Source organism: Gilliamella sp. W8123 (assembly GCF_016101085.1).
GTDB classification, from domain to species: Bacteria; Pseudomonadota; Gammaproteobacteria; order Enterobacterales; family Orbaceae; genus Gilliamella; species Gilliamella apis.
Map to the genome: position 1 here is coordinate 483,090 of NZ_JACFRE010000001.1, position 18,103 is coordinate 501,192.

General features: G+C 33.4%; 20 protein-coding genes and 1 tRNA gene. 4 read left to right on the top strand and 17 right to left on the bottom strand.

All coding sequences use genetic code 11. The annotated features are described in order from the left end of the window. Nucleotides 1–12: 12 nt before the first annotated feature. From yidC to epmB, 5 genes are all read right to left on the bottom strand, one after another. The gene (yidC, locus tag H3T56_RS02205) at nucleotides 13–1,638 is read right to left on the bottom strand and encodes a membrane protein insertase YidC (RefSeq protein WP_198191899.1); all 1,626 of its coding nucleotides are present in this window, start codon (nucleotides 1,636–1,638) and stop codon (nucleotides 13–15) included. Beyond that, nucleotides 1,638–1,961, bottom strand: a complete 324-nt coding sequence (gene yidD, locus H3T56_RS02210) for a membrane protein insertion efficiency factor YidD (RefSeq protein ID WP_081298823.1) — start codon at nucleotides 1,959–1,961, stop codon at nucleotides 1,638–1,640. The genes yidC and yidD overlap by 1 nt, the downstream gene beginning before the upstream one ends. Beyond that, on the bottom strand, nucleotides 1,928–2,284 hold the full coding sequence (gene rnpA, locus H3T56_RS02215) for a ribonuclease P protein component (protein ID WP_034901111.1): 357 nt from the start codon (nucleotides 2,282–2,284) through the stop codon (nucleotides 1,928–1,930). Before rnpA ends, yidD begins: the two co-directional genes overlap by 34 nt. A gap of 11 nt (nucleotides 2,285–2,295) precedes the next feature. Next, nucleotides 2,296–2,436 (bottom strand): 50S ribosomal protein L34, encoded by a 141-nt coding sequence (gene rpmH, locus H3T56_RS02220; RefSeq protein ID WP_025314679.1) that lies wholly within the window; start codon nucleotides 2,434–2,436, stop codon nucleotides 2,296–2,298. A 160-nt stretch (nucleotides 2,437–2,596) separates the two neighbouring features. Continuing rightward, nucleotides 2,597–3,622 (bottom strand): EF-P beta-lysylation protein EpmB, encoded by a 1,026-nt coding sequence (gene epmB / locus H3T56_RS02225; protein ID WP_198191900.1) that lies wholly within the window; start codon nucleotides 3,620–3,622, stop codon nucleotides 2,597–2,599. A 32-nt stretch (nucleotides 3,623–3,654) separates the two neighbouring features. Between epmB and efp the strand changes: the two genes are divergently transcribed. Continuing rightward, nucleotides 3,655–4,221 (top strand): elongation factor P, encoded by a 567-nt coding sequence (gene efp, locus H3T56_RS02230; protein WP_034901106.1) that lies wholly within the window; start codon nucleotides 3,655–3,657, stop codon nucleotides 4,219–4,221. A gap of 206 nt (nucleotides 4,222–4,427) precedes the next feature. Here efp and trmL read toward each other — a convergent pair whose 3' ends face one another. The 4 genes from trmL to thiI all read right to left on the bottom strand — a co-directional run bounded on the left by trmL (nucleotide 4,428) and on the right by thiI (nucleotide 8,629). Continuing rightward, nucleotides 4,428–4,910 (bottom strand): tRNA (uridine(34)/cytosine(34)/5-carboxymethylaminomethyluridine(34)-2'-O)-methyltransferase TrmL, encoded by a 483-nt coding sequence (trmL, locus tag H3T56_RS02235; protein ID WP_086320975.1) that lies wholly within the window; start codon nucleotides 4,908–4,910, stop codon nucleotides 4,428–4,430. Between the two features lie 21 nt (nucleotides 4,911–4,931). Then, a complete protein-coding gene (cpxA, locus tag H3T56_RS02240; protein WP_198191960.1) occupies nucleotides 4,932–6,305 on the bottom strand; it encodes an envelope stress sensor histidine kinase CpxA in 1,374 nt (457 codons plus the stop codon). A gap of 30 nt (nucleotides 6,306–6,335) precedes the next feature. Next, nucleotides 6,336–7,055, bottom strand: coding sequence for a response regulator (locus H3T56_RS02245; protein WP_034901102.1), 720 nt, complete (start codon nucleotides 7,053–7,055; stop codon nucleotides 6,336–6,338). Nucleotides 7,056–7,180: 125 nt separating this feature from the next. After that, nucleotides 7,181–8,629: a tRNA uracil 4-sulfurtransferase ThiI gene (thiI, locus tag H3T56_RS02250; protein ID WP_198191901.1), complete on the bottom strand. Its 1,449-nt coding sequence runs from the start codon at nucleotides 8,627–8,629 to the stop codon at nucleotides 7,181–7,183. 178 nt (nucleotides 8,630–8,807) lie between these two features. Between thiI and secG the strand changes: the two genes are divergently transcribed. Together secG and H3T56_RS02260 are read left to right on the top strand one after the other, a co-directional pair. Next, entirely contained in the window at nucleotides 8,808–9,200 is a 393-nt protein-coding gene (gene secG, locus H3T56_RS02255) for a preprotein translocase subunit SecG (protein WP_034901097.1), read from the top strand. Between the two features lie 7 nt (nucleotides 9,201–9,207). Further along, nucleotides 9,208–9,292, top strand: a tRNA-Leu gene (locus H3T56_RS02260). A gap of 477 nt (nucleotides 9,293–9,769) precedes the next feature. Here the strand turns inward: H3T56_RS02260 and H3T56_RS02265 are convergent. Continuing rightward, nucleotides 9,770–10,411, bottom strand: a complete 642-nt coding sequence (locus H3T56_RS02265) for an NADPH-dependent F420 reductase (RefSeq protein WP_370545477.1) — start codon at nucleotides 10,409–10,411, stop codon at nucleotides 9,770–9,772. Nucleotides 10,412–10,490: 79 nt separating this feature from the next. Here H3T56_RS02265 and H3T56_RS02270 point away from each other — a divergent pair, with 79 nt between their 5' ends. Continuing rightward, nucleotides 10,491–11,387: a LysR family transcriptional regulator gene (locus H3T56_RS02270; protein WP_198191902.1), complete on the top strand. Its 897-nt coding sequence runs from the start codon at nucleotides 10,491–10,493 to the stop codon at nucleotides 11,385–11,387. Nucleotides 11,388–11,540: 153 nt separating this feature from the next. On the opposite strand, the gene H3T56_RS02275 is transcribed toward H3T56_RS02270, so the two are convergent. From H3T56_RS02275 to H3T56_RS02305, 7 genes are all read right to left on the bottom strand, one after another. Then, a complete protein-coding gene (locus H3T56_RS02275; protein WP_039105503.1) occupies nucleotides 11,541–11,900 on the bottom strand; it encodes an MmcQ/YjbR family DNA-binding protein in 360 nt (119 codons plus the stop codon). Nucleotides 11,901–13,296: 1,396 nt separating this feature from the next. Further along, nucleotides 13,297–14,403 (bottom strand): zinc-binding dehydrogenase, encoded by a 1,107-nt coding sequence (locus H3T56_RS02280; protein ID WP_086320390.1) that lies wholly within the window; start codon nucleotides 14,401–14,403, stop codon nucleotides 13,297–13,299. A gap of 34 nt (nucleotides 14,404–14,437) precedes the next feature. Beyond that, nucleotides 14,438–15,274: a PTS system mannose/fructose/sorbose family transporter subunit IID gene (locus H3T56_RS02285; RefSeq protein WP_034902271.1), complete on the bottom strand. Its 837-nt coding sequence runs from the start codon at nucleotides 15,272–15,274 to the stop codon at nucleotides 14,438–14,440. After that, entirely contained in the window at nucleotides 15,271–16,077 is an 807-nt protein-coding gene (locus H3T56_RS02290; protein WP_065577688.1) for a PTS sugar transporter subunit IIC, read from the bottom strand. The genes H3T56_RS02285 and H3T56_RS02290 overlap by 4 nt, the downstream gene beginning before the upstream one ends. A 36-nt stretch (nucleotides 16,078–16,113) precedes the next feature. Beyond that, on the bottom strand, nucleotides 16,114–16,605 hold the full coding sequence (locus tag H3T56_RS02295) for a PTS sugar transporter subunit IIB (protein ID WP_198191903.1): 492 nt from the start codon (nucleotides 16,603–16,605) through the stop codon (nucleotides 16,114–16,116). Nucleotides 16,606–16,653: 48 nt separating this feature from the next. Then, nucleotides 16,654–17,073, bottom strand: a complete 420-nt coding sequence (locus H3T56_RS02300) for a PTS sugar transporter subunit IIA (RefSeq protein WP_086320391.1) — start codon at nucleotides 17,071–17,073, stop codon at nucleotides 16,654–16,656. 44 nt (nucleotides 17,074–17,117) lie between these two features. After that, nucleotides 17,118–17,966, bottom strand: coding sequence for a class II fructose-bisphosphate aldolase (locus tag H3T56_RS02305; RefSeq protein ID WP_065577691.1), 849 nt, complete (start codon nucleotides 17,964–17,966; stop codon nucleotides 17,118–17,120). Nucleotides 17,967–18,103 lie beyond the last annotated feature (137 nt).

Sequence of the window (18,103 nt, forward strand, 5' to 3'; positions counted from 1 at the left end):
CTTTTTATCAAGCTATTTCTTTTTCTTCTCATGAAGACCTTTTTTCTCAAGTTCCCAGTAAATTATACGTTGCTGAGCAATCGTAAACAAGTTACTTACAGTATAGTATAAAACTAAACCTGATGGGAACCATAAGAAGAACACCGTAAAGATTAATGGCATATAAGTCATTAATTTTTGCTGTAATGGATCAGTAACCGGTGATGGTGACATCTTCTGAATTAAGAACATGGTACCACCCATTAATAACGGTAAAATATAATATGGGTCTTGCGCTGATAAGTCATAAATCCAAAGAGCAAATGGAGCATGACGCAATTCTACTGTATTACCTAACATATAAAACAGTGATAAGAAGATCGGCATTTGAATCAACAAAGGTAAACAACCGCGAAGAGGATTAACTTTCTCTTGTCGATAAAGTGCCATTGTTTCCATACTCAGTTTTTGTCTATCATCACCATAACGTTCTTTTAGTGCTTGTATACGAGGTTGTAATAACTTCATTTTAGCCATTGAACGGTACTGTGCCCGCGTGAGTGGAAATAAAATACCCCGCACGATAAAGGTGATAACTATTATTGAGAAGCCCCAGTTTCCAATAAAACTATGGATAAATTTTAATAAATAAAACAGTGGTTGAGATAAGAACCATAACCAACCATAATCAACAATTAAATCAAGATGATTAGCGGTTTCTTTTAACTGACTTTGGATTTCAGGACCTAACCATAATTTTGCACTAACTGATTGAGTTTTACCTGGTTGAATAACGGCGGTTTCACCTTTAAAACCAATCGTAGCTTGGGAATTTTTAGCCGTAGCACGTGAATAAAATAGGTTGTTTTGATCCTGCGCAGGGATCCACGCTGAAGCGAAATAGTGTTGCAACATAGCAACCCAACCAACATTAGTTTCCACAGATAAAGCCTTATCTTTGATATCACCAAAGCTATATTTACTATAATTAGTATCAGAACTGGAATAAGCGGTACCACGGAACGCACTTAATCCTAATCCACCACCACCTTCGGTAACAGCATCATCTGGTAAATCAATAGTTTGTTTTAACTGACCATACATCGATACTTCTATAGGATTTTGGCTTTGGTTATCAATATCATATTGAACATCAATAGCATAATTGCCACGATGTAAAATATAATATTTAGTATAAGTCACTCCATTAACTTGATATGTTAATGGAACTTTCAACTCATCTACACCATCAGCTAAAACATATTCAGATTGAGCAGTTTGATATACTGGACGTTTACTTCCTTGAATTGCATTATCTGGACCATCTTTACCTGTTAAGCCACTTTCAGCAATATAAATAAAGTCAGGTTTAGATGTTAATAATTGGAAAGGCGTACCAGAATGAAGAGACTGCTCATATTTTAACAATTGTGCAGCTTGTACATCGCCACCATAGGTATTAACCGTTAATGACAATACATCAGATTTTATCGTGATTGTTTTACCTTGTGTAAAATCCGCTGGTGAATCTTCACCTATTTGTTGCGTCAATTGATTAGCAACTGGCGGTTTTGGTGCATGATCTTCTACCCATGCTTTCCAAAGCAGGAAAGAGACGAAAAGTAAAGCAATGACTAAAATATTACGTTGAGATCCCATTAGTGTTTTTCTCTATCGGTTTTAGTTTTAGGAGGTACAAAATCTTCACCTCCTTCATGTAAAGGGTGACATTTTAATACACGTTTGACAGTTAGCCAACTACCTTTTATTAATCCAAAGCGTCTTAATGCAATTACAGCATATTGAGAACAAGAAGGAGTAAAGCGACATTTAGGTCCTAATAAAGGACTAATAATACGCTGGTATATTTTAATGGTAAAAACAAAAATATTAATAATCAAATATTTAAACGCATAAACATGCTGTTTAAATATCAATATTAATTTATTCAGTTTCTTTGTTTTTTGATGATTTGTTGACATAGTTTGTCTAATGTCTCAACTAATTGTTGATTATTCAATTGTATAACAGGCTGTTTAGCCATCAAAATAAAATCGATATTAGGAAACTGATGTTGATGGTGACGAAAATATTCTTTAGCTAATCGTTTAATTCGATTACGCTCGTGTGCTCGTTTAACCTGTTTTTTAGCTATAGCAAAACCTAATCTAGAATGAGCTAGATCATTTTTCCGTGTAACTAAAGTAAGAAAAGGCGAACCTGCACGAATAGATTCTTGAAAGACGCGATTAAAATCGAAGGGAGTTAACAAACGTAACTCCCGAGGAAAAGTGAGTTTAGTCACTCAACTTTAAATTAGCTAGCAACGGTTAAACGAACACGGCCTTTAGCGCGACGACGAGCAAGAACTTGACGACCGTTTTTAGTAGCCATACGTGCACGGAAACCGTGAGTTCTATTACGTTTTAATACTGATGGTTGAAATGTGCGTTTCATGACGATTTATATCCAAATCTAATTTATCAACAAGTTGTAGAGTATAAACTCCACAGCATTAATTAAAGAGGCCCGAATTATAGAGGCTATTTTATTTTTCGTCAATGAGATTTTAATACATAAATTGTAAGGACTGTATTAAATAAATATATCGCCTTTATTAATCATTAATCGCTATGACTCGCTTACTTTTTTCACCGCCGATTTCACGAGCTAATTTTGGCACAAGATAACCTGATACATTTTTCGCAAGTTGTCTCATAATTTGCTTAGCATTATCATCATCCACTAAAAAATGAGCAGCCCCTTGCACTTTATCCAATAAATGGATGTAATAAGGCAAAATGCCTATTGAAAATAATTTATTACTTAAACAAGCTAATACATCAGCATCATCATTAACTTTTTTCAATAACACACTTTGATTCAAAACCGTTACCTGATGTTCCTTTAAACGCTTGATAGCATTAGTAACATTATCATCAATTTCATTTGGATGATTAATATGAGTAACTAATACAATTTGTAACCTGGTTTTAGCAAATAACCGACACAGTTCGCTAGTAATACGATTAGGTATCACCACAGCTAAACGGCTATGAATACGTAACCGCTTGATATGAGATATTTTCTCTAATTCGGTTATTAAAAAAGCCATCTCGTGATCCTTAGCCATTAACGGATCACCACCAGAAAGGATAATTTCATCCAGTTCTGGATGGCTTGCAATATATGCCAATGCAGCACCAAGATTTTTTTTAGTGCCTTGATTATCGTGATAAGGAAAATGTCGTCTAAAACAATATCGACAATTAATCGCACATGCAGTTTTAGTCATTAATAATGCACGATTATGATATTTATGTAGTAACCCTGGAATGGTATTATTCTGCTCTTCTAAAGGATCTTCACTAAAACCCGCTACATTAATTAATTCTTTTTCATCACAAAGAACTTGTAACAATAATGGATCTTGGCTATCACCTTTTTTCATCCGATTTATAAAAGCCATAGGAACCCGAAGCGGGAATTGCTTTCTCGCTTGCAACATAGGCAGAGAAATCGCCTCAGGATCTAAATTCAAACAACGATAAAGCTCTTTGATATCGGTAACGACATTAGCAAGTTCAAAAATCCACTCATCTTTATTTGGTTGTTCAATATTTTGCTGTATAATGTGGCTCATTTTTGTAATTCAGAATGATAGTTGGAGCTTTTATGGCATCTTTTAGTACTAATGAGTTTAAAGCCGGTCTTAAAATAATGCAAGATGGCGAACCGTGTGTAATTGTTGAAAATGAATTTTATAAACCTGGAAAAGGACAAGCAATTAACCGCGTAAAAATAAAAAAATTACTTTCAGGTAAGACTGTTGATAAAACATTCAAATCAGGTGAATCCGTTGAAGCCGCTGATGTTGTTGATATGAATTTAACCTATTTATATACTGATGGTGAATTCTGGCATTTCATGAATAACGATACATTTGAGCAACTTTCTGCTGATGCTAAAGCTGTAGGTGATAATGCTAAATGGTTAGTTGATCAAGCTGAATGTATTTTAACTTTATGGAATGGTCAACCAATTGCGGTAACGCCACCAAACTTTGTTGAACTAGAGGTTATTGAAACCGACCCAGGTCTAAAAGGTGATACAGCAGGGACTGGTGGTAAACCAGCGACACTATCAACTGGTGCTGTAGTACGTGTTCCATTATTTGTACAAATTGGTGAAGTACTTAAAGTTGATACTCGTTCTGGTGAATATGTTTCACGGGTTAAATAATATCAACGAGATATAAATGCTATTTTTAAAAAAGAGGTCATATTGACCTCTTTTTTATTTACTAAATAAAAAAGTTAATATTTATTTTGAGGAAAGGGGTTTTTATTTCAATAATTAGGCTCAGCTTTTCGACAATTACCAATCCAGCACTCAATCAAACCAGCGAATACTAATAAACTAACAATATCTAAATTAAGAATTTTAGTTTATTTAGCACCAATATAATCTAATTGTCGCCATGATTCATAAACTACTACAGCAACAGAATTAGATAAATTCATACTGCGACTATTGGCAGTCATTGGAATACGAATTTTCCTATCTTGCGGTAATGCATCAAGGACTTTGGCAGGTAGGCCTCGCGTTTCTGGACCAAACATCAAGAAATCATTTTGATGATAATTTACTTCACTATGTGGTTTTTGACCTTTTGTGGTTAAGGCATAAACTTGAGAAGCTAAATCAAGGTGGTTATCAGCCAAAAAATGTTCAAGATTTTTATAACGTTTTACATCGACAAATTCCTGATAATCAAGTCCTGCTCGCCTTAGTTTTTTATCGTCCCAAAAAAATCCCATTGGTTCAATAATATGTAGATTAAAACCAGTATTAGCACATAAACGAATAATATTACCCGTATTAGCCGGAATTTCAGGTTCAAACAACACAATATTTAAAGGCGCATTCAACACAATAATTTCTCTTAACAATTAATATTTTTGAAGTGGTAATACTATCACAATTTTCAGCCCACCTAACTGACTTTTCTCAGCTTTAACGGTGCCGTTATCTCGAGTAATAGCATTCGCCACAATAGCTAAGCCTAATCCTGTACCACCCGACTCTCGGTCTCGAGCTTCATTAGTACGATAAAATGGTCTAAAAATTTGCTCAAGCTCATTATCGGCAACACCTGGACCATCATCATCAATAGTAATAGTCACAGCTTGTTGTTGGATAATAAAATTCACATCAATTCTTTGATTTGAATAACGAAATGCATTTCTTATCACATTTTCAAGCGCACTACATAACGCTTCTGGATAGCACAAAATTGTATGATTAGAAGGAGAATTTTGAATAGAAAATTGTTTTGCTATCTGATTGGCTTCAAAAGTCGCATTATCCAATACATTTTTAAATAATACATCTAATGATTTAAATTCACGAACTTCATTATTATCATGCTGATTCCTTGCTAAGGATAATAAGTCACCTATCATCGAATCAAGCTTTAAAGCTTCATTATTTATCCGCAAAACTTCATTGCTTTCACCTTGCTTACGGCGCAATAACGAAGTTGCTAATTGCAATCGAGTTAATGGAGTACGTAATTCATGGGAAATATCAGAAAACAGCCGTTGCTGTAGATCTTGCATCCGTTTCAATTCTCTAAGCATATGGTTAAAACTTGCACCTGTGGCTTTATATTCATAAGAACCAACTTTTTCAAGCTCAGGCCACTGTTGTAAATTACCATTTGCGACCTGTTCTGCTGCCAATCGAAGTCCTCGTGCTGGTTTAGCTATACTCCAAGACAACCACAACAAAAAAGGAGAACTGGCTAACATGGTTAATGTTAAAAGTAAGAAAGGATGATCAAAAATCAAATTAACAAATTGAGATTGAATATCTGATGCGGGCTGTAATAAAAATAGTTGATATTCATCATTAGCATAATGAATAAGGAAAGGACCAATAATCTCTTGATTATCATAAATTTTTTTCGCCGGATCATCAACATCATGCGATTTTTCACTAAAACTTTTTACTAAATCTATATTTTTAGTATCTGCAGTAATAATTTGCTGATTAGGTGTAACAATAAATAGGACTTGACCAGTTTTTTGATAATTATCCATTACCACAATAAATCTCATCCACCAGCGAAAACTATCTTTCGGTATTTTAGTGAGATCTTTTTCTATCTGACTTGCAAGAACTTCACCACTTTCTTTATCTTTATTGGCTAAATAAGTTAAATTACGTGAGTCGAGTTCGGGCAATACCATTACAAGCGCAAGGAAAAAAGCGATAGTAAGTAAGAATATTGTGAAAATTCTAATTGTTAGACGATCAAAAATCCACATAGATTCTTACCATATTTAAAAAAGCTAATTTTGCAACAAATCATCATTTTGATCTACAACAAATAGATATCCTTTTGAACGCAATGTTTTAATCCATGGTAAGCCATCACTTCGAGGTGGAAGTTTTTTCCGTAAATTAGAGACATGAACGTCAATTGAACGTGCTAATGGGATAAATTCTTTCCCTAACACTGTCTCACTAAGAGTATCCCTTGAAATAGTCATCCCTTTATTTTCAAGTAATTTAAGTAATACTTGAAATTCTGTGCCAGTTAATTCGATGTATTTATCATCAAAATAAACAGATTGTTGTTTGGTATTTACCACAAGTTTATCAATAATATATTGTAATGGTTTTTCACTACTTTCATTACCGGCAGTATCCCATTTAGCCCTACGCAATAAAGCGTTAATTCGAGCAATTAATTCCCGATCATTGAAAGGTTTAAGAATATAATCATCAGCGCCAAGTTCAAGACCATTGATTTTATCGAGTTCGCTATCTTTAGCTGTTAAGAAAATAACAGGAACGGTGAATTCACTTCTTAGTGAAGACAAGACACTTAATCCATTCATTTCTGGCATCATAATATCAAGTAAAACCAGATCGATGGAATCATCAAACTTTTCTAACGCTTCAATACCATTATTTGCAACTTCGACTGTGAACCCTTCCAATTCTAATAATTCACATAATAACGACGCAATTTCTAGATCATCATCAACTACAAGTAATTTGCTCATTATAATCCTCAATAAGTAATGAAATCCTTAATTTTATATCTATTAAATAGACGACAACTAGGCTTTGTATTTTAAAAAATATTATATAGATATATGAAAAAAATATCGTAAATAATTGTTAAGAATTACAGTTTAAATACTTTAACATTGTTAAAACCTTGCTCCATTAAATAAAGTGCTTGTAGTTTACTCATCACGCCTTTAGCACAATACAGTAAATATTGCTTTGATTGTTCTAAATCACCAAATTGAGTTGCCAATTTATAAAATGGTATAAGCTTAACTTCAACATTTTCGATTGCAAGTGGATACTCCTCTTGCTCTTCAGGCGCTCGAATATCAATGATAACGTGATTATCTTCTAATGTGGTAACAGTATCAACCTGAGTAATAGTATTATTAGTTTGTTTAGCTATTTCACGAATATCAATATTTTCAGCTTCTTCAACAGCCTTATCTAAAATAGCAAAATCAAAATTTTCCTCTTCAGCTTCTATTTTTTCTTTAACTGCTTTTACCGTTGGACTTTTTGATATGACACCACAAAATTCAGGCATAGTCTTAGCAATATCTTCAGTACCTATCTGACGAGCTAGATTAATTATCGTTTCTTTGTCATGGGTGATAAGTGGGCGTAAAATTAATGTATCACTGACATTATCGATTAAACGCAAATTAGTTAAGGTTTGACTTGATACTTGACCTAACGCTTCGCCTGTAACCAGAGCTTCAACATTATAACGCTGTGCAACTTTAGAGGCTGCGCGAATCATCATCCGTTTTAAGATAACCCCCATCTGGCCATCATCAATTTTTTCCAAAATCTCGCCAACAACATCTGAAAAGTCAATGGCAATAAAACGAACTTTATGAGAGCTTCCAAATCTATCCCACAAATAATGAGCCATCTGTTTCACGCCAATTTCATGGGTTTTGCCACCTAAATTGAAAAAGCAATAATGGACTCGACAGCCTCGTCTGATCAGCATATAGCTAGAAACACCAGAATCAAATCCACCAGAAATAAGAGAAATGACATCTTCTTGTGTTCCGGTTGGGAAACCACCTATTCCGGCATGCCGTTCTTTAACTAGTAGAAGTTTATCTTTATCAATCTCAAGATTAACCGTAATATCTGGACGAGTTAATTTGACTTTAGCGGTCGCAACATGCTGATTAAGACCACCACCGACATAACGCTCTACCTCAATTGAGGTAAATTCGTGCTTACCTCGTCGTTTAACTCTTACACAAAATGTTTTATTCTCAATTAAAGGCGCATAGTGATTAAACGCTTTTTCATAAATATCATGTAAATCGGTAAAAGTAAGTTCTTCAACCACTAAAATATGATGGATACCAGGAATTCTTGTTAATAGTTCTAAAATTTGATTTTCGCTATTTTCAATTTTAGGGCGAACTTCAATAAAATCCCAATGACGAATAACTGCAACATCATTAATAGCATTTTTTAAAATATTACGAATATTGCTAGTAAGAATTTTAATAAAACGTAAACGAACAGACTCGCTTTTGATGGTAATTTCAGGGAAAAGTTTAACTATAAATTTCATACAACTGCATTAGCCAAGAATAAAAATGGCGACATTATACTGATTTTTCCCCTAAAAACGTACAATTGATTATGATAAATACAGAAAATAATAAAATATACTTGCTTGTTGCTCACTCTTTCGCTAATATTTCGCATCAATAAATTCTGTTCTATAACATAAAAATTGACAGGTTGAAATGTACGAACTTTTAATTATAGGTTATTTATTTATCGCACTTGCGATAATCGTTTTAGTGCTAATTCAGCGCGGTAAAGGTGCTGACATGGGCTCATCTTTTGGTGCAGGCGCTTCTGCAACTTTATTTGGTTCATCAGGAAGCGGCAATTTTCTAACTCGCACAACAACAATACTTGGTGTGTTATTTTTTGTGTTAAGCATTATTTTATCAAATCTTGGCAGCGCAAAAACCACAACTTCAAGTGATGAGTTTAAAAATATTGGAGATAGTGCTCCTGCGACTACGCAACAAAATACCGAAAGCACTAGCGGTAATGGAGACGTAATTCCAACTACTGATCCTGTTATTCAACCACAAAAGATTAATCCTACATCCGATATTCCAGAATAAAAACGGCGCCGTGGTGGTGAAATTGGTAGACACGCTATCTTGAGGGGGTAGTGCTCTAGGGCGTGCGGGTTCAAGTCCCGCCCACGGCACCAATTCAATAATCAGTAACATTCTTTTAAATCCTTTAAAACACATCAAAACTAACAAATACAAGGCTTTAAGCCTATTTTGTTGTTCATCTCAATCCAAGAAAAAGTATCTTTACCATGCTTATGTCGAATACATCTGCAACACAGGGTTAAGCAATCCCCTATCCCTTACCCAGTTTTTAAGTTATGCAATGAACGAGAACGGCAAGCAATACATAAAGAAGTGCTTTACAGTAGGGGGTTAAAACTAATTTAGAACTTAATTTAAACGCTAGTAAAGACTGGTTACCTAAAGCAGAAGAGTCTATCTAAAGCTAATTATTTATTAATGTTTAAACCGCCTTGGTTGGCGGTTTTTTTGTATAGTACGAATGTAGAGTTAAAATATAAACCGTATATGGCGACTATTTAGAAATATAAATTTTAATATCATTTTGTTTATTATAAATTAAATAACAAAATTGACTGTTATTTTCGTATTTATGCTTTGACCCAAATCGGGGCTACAGTTGGTCCTTGCCCTAGGAAAAAGGCAAAATGAATATTCATTGCACCAATAGGTTCAATAAAACGACTATTACACAAAGAACCAGCGTCAATCGGTTCAAATCCAATTGAATTAGCAATGTTTGATACAACGGTTTTCGCGTTATCATCGTCAGAAGCAATAAAAACTTGTAAAGTTTGTTTTGTTCGTGCTGATGTAGGTAATAATTGGGCAAAGATAGTATTAAATGCTTTTACGATTTTCGCCTTTGGTGCCAATGCTTGAATTTCTTCTGCGCCTGATGTGACATGCCCAATCAGTAAGTCTTTAAAGTCTTCCGTAACTGGGTTAGTTATATCAATTAATATTTTATCAGTTAAATCACCACAAGAGAGTAATACCTCTTTTACGGCTTGATAAGGTAGTGCTAAAATCACCATTTCGGCTGATTTTACCGCGGTTTCAATACAACCACTTTCAGCACCGATATTTTTTGCGAGAGTCTGAGCTTTTGCTGAGTTTCTGCTTGCAATTACAATATCATGATTTGTTGTGGCAAGTACGTTTGCAAGTCCTGTCCCCATATTTCCTGTTCCAATAATAGCAATTTTCATTTTTATCTCCTGTTTATGAATGAATTGATAAAACTATACAATAGAAATAAAAAGTGATAAATTTCAGTTATATTTCATGTTTAAAAACAAATTGTTTCTAATGGATAGATTAACTTCTATGTCTGTTTTTGTGAAAGCCGTTGAATTAGGCTCATTTTCGGCTACAGCAAACGCATTTAATATGTCACCACAATTAGTTGGTAAACATATCCGCATGCTTGAAGAACACCTAAATGTTCGTTTGTTAAATAGAACAACTCGTCACCAGAGTTTAACCGAAGTAGGACGTGCATTTTATGAACGTGCCAAAAATATTCTTGCCGAAGTTGAAGAGTCAGAAGCGATTGCAGCACAAATTAATGCCATACCTCGAGGGCGAATTAAGATTAGTGCACCAACAACATTTGGCACTCATGCATTAGCACCACAATTACCTGAGTTTTTAAGCAATTATCCAGAAATTTCCATTGATTTATCACTTACTAATCGTATTGTTGATTTAATTGATGAAGGATTTGATTTAGTTTTCAGAGTTGGCGAATTACCTGATAGTGGATTAATTGCAAGAAAATTAAAACCTTATAAATTGATTTTGTGTGCAGCTCCTTTATATTTAAAATCCTCACCACCGATTAATTCACCAAAAGATCTTAAATATCACGAATGTTTAGGTTTTTCTCATACAACATTACAAACTCATTGGCAATTTGAGGGAGCTGAAGGTCATTTTTCTGTACCTGTATCAGGGCGATTCATGACCGACAGTGGTGATGCACTATTACCAGCTGCCATTGCTGGATTAGGTATTATGTTACAATCAGCCGAAATGGTGACACCAGCAATAGAAAAAGGATTGTTAGTTCATCTTTTACCTGACTATCACGTGCCAACCCGACCCATGCATATTCTTTATGCATCTAATCGACATGTTCTACCTAAACTAAGATGTTTTATTGATTTTTGTATCCAAAAATTTGGTGAAGATGAACAAAGTTAGAAATCATAATAGGCAGTATAAATCGGTTACCTAAAGCAGATGAGCATACTTTTTTGTTTATGAGTATTCTAACCACCTTGATTGGCGTTTTTTTGTATTATACAAAATAGATACTTAATGAAATAAACAAATATACTAAAGCTAAGGCTAAAATTACTTTGAAGTTAAGTGATAACTTTCGTTAAGTAAATCGAATATTTCTTTATCTGATAAATGTCCAGAAAGAATAATGCTGATCCAATGTTCTTTATTCATATGATATGCTGGCAAAATACCTTCTTTTTTCCTTAAAGAGCCTATATGTTCAGGTCTTGCTTTAATATCTAGAACATCAATCTCTTTATCATCTTTTAGCCCAAGTTTTGAGCCAGATACATTCATAACAATAGCATACCATTTATCACCATCCTGATGATGGCGCAATACTGCATAGTTAGGTAAATTTTCCCAAAGATAGTTAGGTTCTGAATGAAAATGTTTTTTGGCATAGTTAAATAATGTTTCTCTATTCATTATAATCTCCTAAAGATGTTGGATATAGAAAATACAACTTAACTGCATTGAAGTTTATCTCCTTAAGTATAACATTATAGTTGTCTTGCACTAATCAAAATCATAAAAAATAAATAGTCCATTATTTAGCTAATCTAATAAAAAATTTTTACACCACTGAATTATGTACAGTTCGAATGTAGAGTTATGTATAGTTAAAATGCCGACTATACATAGCACAAACCCTTATACAATAAGGGTTATAAGAAATCATGTATAGTATGTACAGTTTTTTATAAAATTTTATGTTAATGGGGTAGTAATTTCTTTAACACTCAAATTTGGGTACTGCCTCTTTGGACAGATTTTTACATCCGCGAAAATAAACTTTAAATCAAAATTAAATGAGTACGAAAAACACCCAATTTTAAGGGGCACTTTTCGTTTTAGGTATACGTTTAGGTATACGAAGTAAATTTTAAATAGATAAAACACTTTTACTAAAAAGGTTTAACACTTGCTTTTCAAGTCCCGCCCACGCACCAATTCAATATTCATTAACATTCTTTTAAATCCTTTAAAACACATCAAAACCAACAAATACAAGGCTTAAAGCCTATTTTGTTATTCATTAAGCACCAGTAAGATATATTTACAACCAAAAAGAATGGGGGTATATTTTAGGGTAAGATAAATTATTGTTTTGATTTAACCTGTGATATAAATTAATAAAAGGTAACAATAATTTAACCTCACTTAAACGCTACATTGTAATTATAAAAAATGCTACCTATCTGATTATTAGATCATTTAATTATGAATAGGACTATATATTTATATTAACTACTTTATTTTTAATTCTTATAGCAATTTTAGTGTTGTTATTTTTGGAATATAATAAACTTAGACGTTTAGCTGAAAATATTAAAAAAAATCAATAAAATATATATGACACCGTCAAAAAAGGACATGATATCGCTCGACGAATTTCAGATATAGCTTCTAGCTATGGTGATCATGAAAAGTTGACTCATTTAAAACCGATGATGGAAAAATTTTAAGAGAAACCATGGGTAGAATGGCGTCAGCGGCTAGCGAAAATGTAAAAAGAATAAAAAACAAAATCAATGATAATACAGAAGAAGATTCACCAGATAATTAGCAGTAATTAATTTAACAACGATGGGTATCTTTCTTTTAAAAAAAGAGGCTCTTTTTATGATTAATTGACAGAAATTAATCTCTTCTTAAAAAACTCTTCGCAGAGTTTTTATACAAATGACTAATAGGCAAAAGTATTTTAACTATCTAATTAATAATAACCTCTTTTTCCAATTCATTTGCAATAAAAAATAGTTTGCAGTAATTTTGATAATAGGCTCTAACTTTTTTAATGCTCGAGCCCATTGATTAATCATTAGTTTTGAATGATAATTTTGTAACCTTGCATGCTCATATTCATTTCCATAGCTTGATTGATTTCTTTTAATGGATAGCGATGAGAAATGAGCTTCTCAATAGGCAATTTTCTTGCTTGTGCTTCTTTTAAGAATTCACAGGCGTGTACCCAATCTTCCGCTTTGTAAGTCCAGGAGCCAACAACTTTTATCTCTTTGTTACAAATATCAAAATGCGGGTTATAATTCGCCTCACCATTATTAACAAAAAAACCAAGTTCACATAAACTTCCACCTCGACGAATATATTTCCAAATAGTGGAAGCAGCTTTTGTGGAACCAGTACATTGAAACGCCATATCAACACCTTGTTTTGACAATTTCATAACATCCTTGATACTGTCATAACTTTTAATAAAATTAATGGTGTGTTGCGCACCCAATTCTTGAGCAAGTTGCAAACGACTATCCTCACCATCAACAGCAATTATATGGCGAACGCCCATAGTTCGAATAATGGTCAATAACAACAATCCAATTGGTCCACAGCCTTGAATTAAAACTGTTGAATCATGTTTGAAATTAAAGATTTCTTTCGCTTTTTCAATTGCATGTATTACAACAGCCGCTGGTTCAATTAAGACACGTAAATCAAGGCTCATATCACTAACATTAAAAACAATTCCTCCCTTATTTATTTTGATATAATCTCCAAACCAACCATTAAAAAAATGGTTCTCACCAGGCATTAAACCAAAAATTTCACCTCCATTACATAAGTGAATTTGTTCTGGATGGTTTAAACAAATATCACACTTTCCGCAAGGACGTAAACCTGTAACGATTTTATCGCCGACAGCTAGTGGCTTACCAGTAAAGTCATGAGTAATGTTTTTACCAAGTTTTACTATTGTACCTGTTCCCTCATGCCCTAATTGAATTGGTATATAACCAAATGGATCACCCTTATATTCATGCACATCCGTTCCACATATACCGCAAGCTTCAACTTTAACGAGTATCTCATCATCATTAATATTTGGTAATGTTAATGATTTTAATTCAATTTTTTTGTTACCAGTTAATATAGCTACGTTAGCTTGCTTTGGTAGATTTTCAATATTCATTTTATGTCCTTAATCACAATTTATTCGACGATAATCAAACAATACCTAACGTGGCTAATATGATACTCATCCCAACGATGCCAATGATGATGAAATTAAAACTTACCTTTTTACTATTCATTAAATAAAAACAAAGTAATGTTGTAGTTAATGGGATAATACCAACAAATATCTGATCAAGTATGCTTTGTAGTGATAATGAAGAATTTTCACCTGAACTAATTGTTAATACAGAATTAAAAGTAACAATATTACTTGTCATTCCGCCTACCATAATTAATCCAAGGACACTTGCAGCCTTGGTCAAAATATTGATTAGGCCTGAAGCATATAATTCTTCAATATATTTAGAGCCTAATGAAAATCCAATTAATCCCAAAAAATAACGGCAAGCGATAGAGGGAATATTATAAACGAGTAAAAAAACAATCGGGGCAAGAAAGCTACCTTCTTGCGCTAAACTCAGCGCAACTCCAGCGGCAACAACTCTTAAAACACCCCAAAATAGAGAATCACCGATCCCTGCAAGTGGCCCCATTAGACTTGACTTGACCGCATTGATAGATTGAGCATCAAAATCCGCTTTAACACTATTTTCTTTTTCCATGGAAGCTGCCAATCCCATTACAAATGTTGACACATTTTGCGTAGTATTAAACCAAACTATGTGTCGCGTTAACGCATCTTTTTTATCTTGTAATTTAGTGTAATAATGATTAATAAACGGCATTAGTGAATAACAAAAACCGGAAGCGCCATGTTTAGCAAAACTAAATGGAGCGAATATCGTGAAAGAACGAAAAAACATTTTTCTTAATAACTTTCTATCGGTAGTTGAGATTTGTTTAATTATTGATTTTAAATTACTCATGAGAAGAACTCCTCATCATCATCCATTATAGAATTCGAATTATTATTAGTGTGAAATTTATCCGACTTGAGATTAAGAATTTCATAATCTCGATAAGCGATTGCAACAGCAATAACTGTACCAATAATTGCTAATGCGATAAGTGGAATTTTGATATAAGCAACAATGACAAAACCCAAAATGTAATAAATAGAGAGCTTATTATTCCATAACATTTTTAGCAACATCGCAAAGCCGACTGCGGGTATTAATCCACCACAAGCAGCCAGACCTCGCATAATAACTTCTGGAATATTTTCGACAAAAAGTTTAACTGGAGTCGCACCTGACATAATTGCGATAAAAACAACTATCGCAAAGACAATATAGCGTAAAAACCATAATCCATAGTGCATTGCAACAATAGCTTTATCATTTCCTTCAAGTGCTAATTTATCAAAGTGACCGGCAAAAAAACTTAAAACGACACTCATAGTAGTTTCCAATAAACCACCTAACAATGCTAAAGGAATTGCTAATGTGATAGCAATTTCTACACCACCACCTGAGAGCATAGCAAAACCAGCACCGAGTACTGTACCAAAGGAAGGATTTAATGGTGTAGCACCGCCAACATTAACCGCCCCCATAAAAACAGCTTCTAGTGCCGCTCCCATTAACACTCCAGATTGCAGATCACCGAGAACTAATCCAACTAATGAGCCAACAACAATAGGCCTATCAGCCATATTTTGACCAATAAGCCAATTACCACCAAAAGTTATAAACATAACAACTGCAAGTAAAAAAGCTGACATTATCATAATACTATCCCTTTTTATGTAATAAAATTTTCCAAATTAATTACTCATTAGATCATGAAAAAGCTTTTCTGCATTATCAGGGACTATCTGATGAACAACTTTTCGATTACTAGCAAGCAATTGTTCTAAGGCAACTTGTTCTGATTTGCTAAGTAAGATCGTAGAACTCAATTTACTTTTTTCAGCTTCATCGACACCGTCAAAACGACCAACATTGGCAATGTTGATTCTTTCTATGTCACCTATATTTTCAGACAAAAACAGTGCATCACAAATTGAATTAACTAATACAAAAATGCGCATATCTTTTGCTTTTGGATTATTTATCAATTGCACAGCATCTTGCATGGATTTTATAGCGAGTTTGACATTTTCCGGGGTTGCCATTTTCAATGTCATTTGTTGAATGTGATCTTTACTTGCATGATCATTTGCCACAACAATAGCTTTAGCATTGAGTTTTTTGGTCCATACTAAGGCTACCTGACCATGAATCAATCTGTCATCAACTCTTATTTCTACTATCATAATTATTGCTCCGTATTTTTATAATTATTCCTAAAACTTCTTTTTTATTTAATCATCAAAAAATTGGTTATCTTCTAGAAGTTTCTGTGGTTGTATATTAACCAGTTGCATCTCTTGCCTCGATTGTTCGATTATTTCTGTTAGATTTTCGTCAGAAAGTTGCATATCAGTGAGGATAACTTCTAATACAAGTGGTAAATTAAATCCTGTTATTAAATGAAAAGAATAACAACTTTTTAATTGTGCAAATTTTTGATTGACACTACCGCCATTTAGGTCAGTAAAAACGATGATTTGAGAATTATGTTGGTATTTTTTTAAAAAATCTTCCGCTTGAATCGTAAAATCACTCGAATCAATATAAGCATTAATATAGGTAATATCTTGTTTATCACCAATTAACATATTTATTGTATTAACAATACCTTCTGCTAATTTGCCATGGGTTACAATGAGAACTTTTATCATTAATTAGATCCTTTTAATTATAAATAAAGTTATTCAAACTAAAACTATGCATGATTATTAGAACCAAATATCAACATCTTTTTTAACGTAGCTTCACGTATCGCTTCTTTCATTGCGACAGCAACATCCGAGATACCTTTACCTTTAACATAAAGTTGATGAATAGCTTCTAATCCAGCGCAGTTAATATCAGTAAAAATATTAATTTTACTGACACCATGCTTTATACAATTTTGAAAATCGGTATCACTTAATCCTGAACCGCCATGCAAAACTAAAGGAGCTTTAACAACTTGAGCAATTTGATCTAAACGATTTATGTCTAATTTAGGTGTTGATTTATAAGCACCATGAGCAGTACCAATAGCTACAGCTAAGGCATCTACTCCAGTTTGTTCAATATAATGCTTAGCTTCTAAAGGATCGGTATAGATACTATTATCTTGCTCACCATGACCTTCTGAAGCATGCTCATTAGCTCCTACATGTCCTAATTCCGCTTCAATAGAAGCACCATATTGATGAACCAATTTAGTAATATTGGCTACGCGTTTTATATTATTTTGATAACTATCAGTGGAACAGTCATACATAACTGAAGAAAAGCCTAATCTCAACGCTTCTTTAATTGCGTCTTCTGTTAATCCATGATCTAAATGAACAACAACAGGAACTTTAGATTTTTTCGCCATAGGGATTAAAAAATAAGCTAATTCTTGTAATGTGGATATATCTAAAAAACATTCTGCAGTACCTATTATCACTGGCGATTTAGATTGTTCAGCGGCTTCAAGTACTGCTTTGGCCATTTCTAAATTTATAGTATTAAATAATCCTACTCCATACTGATTTTTTTGAGCATCTGACAAAACTTCACGTAATGTGACTAACATCCTTACCTCCAATAAAACGATATTTAAACTAGATAGTTAAAGTAATTATAAAGACAAATATTTCATTGCAAATTGCTGGCGAATATATTGATTAACAATCAAATTCGGTCATGTTAAACTTTAAAATATGATTGATA

Coding starts and splice junctions, on each gene's coding strand:
- thiI (WP_198191901.1), bottom strand. CDS start 8,629: ATGAAATTTATAGTTAAACTTTTCCCTGAAATTACCATCAAAAGCGAG.
- rpmH (WP_025314679.1), bottom strand. CDS start 2,436: ATGAAACGCACATTTCAACCATCAGTATTAAAACGTAATAGAACTCAC.
- H3T56_RS02245 (WP_034901102.1), bottom strand. CDS start 7,055: ATGAGCAAATTACTTGTAGTTGATGATGATCTAGAAATTGCGTCGTTA.
- H3T56_RS02290 (WP_065577688.1), bottom strand. CDS start 16,077: ATGATAATGTCAGCTTTTTTACTTGCAGTTGTTATGTTTATAACTTTT.
- H3T56_RS02270 (WP_198191902.1), top strand. CDS start 10,491: ATGGATAGATTAACTTCTATGTCTGTTTTTGTGAAAGCCGTTGAATTA.
- H3T56_RS02280 (WP_086320390.1), bottom strand. CDS start 14,403: ATGAATATTGAAAATCTACCAAAGCAAGCTAACGTAGCTATATTAACT.
- secG (WP_034901097.1), top strand. CDS start 8,808: ATGTACGAACTTTTAATTATAGGTTATTTATTTATCGCACTTGCGATA.
- H3T56_RS02305 (WP_065577691.1), bottom strand. CDS start 17,966: ATGTTAGTCACATTACGTGAAGTTTTGTCAGATGCTCAAAAAAATCAG.
- epmB (WP_198191900.1), bottom strand. CDS start 3,622: ATGAGCCACATTATACAGCAAAATATTGAACAACCAAATAAAGATGAG.
- yidD (WP_081298823.1), bottom strand. CDS start 1,961: ATGTCAACAAATCATCAAAAAACAAAGAAACTGAATAAATTAATATTG.
- H3T56_RS02300 (WP_086320391.1), bottom strand. CDS start 17,073: ATGATAAAAGTTCTCATTGTAACCCATGGCAAATTAGCAGAAGGTATT.
- efp (WP_034901106.1), top strand. CDS start 3,655: ATGGCATCTTTTAGTACTAATGAGTTTAAAGCCGGTCTTAAAATAATG.
- H3T56_RS02295 (WP_198191903.1), bottom strand. CDS start 16,605: ATGATAGTAGAAATAAGAGTTGATGACAGATTGATTCATGGTCAGGTA.
- yidC (WP_198191899.1), bottom strand. CDS start 1,638: ATGGGATCTCAACGTAATATTTTAGTCATTGCTTTACTTTTCGTCTCT.
- H3T56_RS02275 (WP_039105503.1), bottom strand. CDS start 11,900: ATGAATAGAGAAACATTATTTAACTATGCCAAAAAACATTTTCATTCA.
- H3T56_RS02285 (WP_034902271.1), bottom strand. CDS start 15,274: ATGAGTAATTTAAAATCAATAATTAAACAAATCTCAACTACCGATAGA.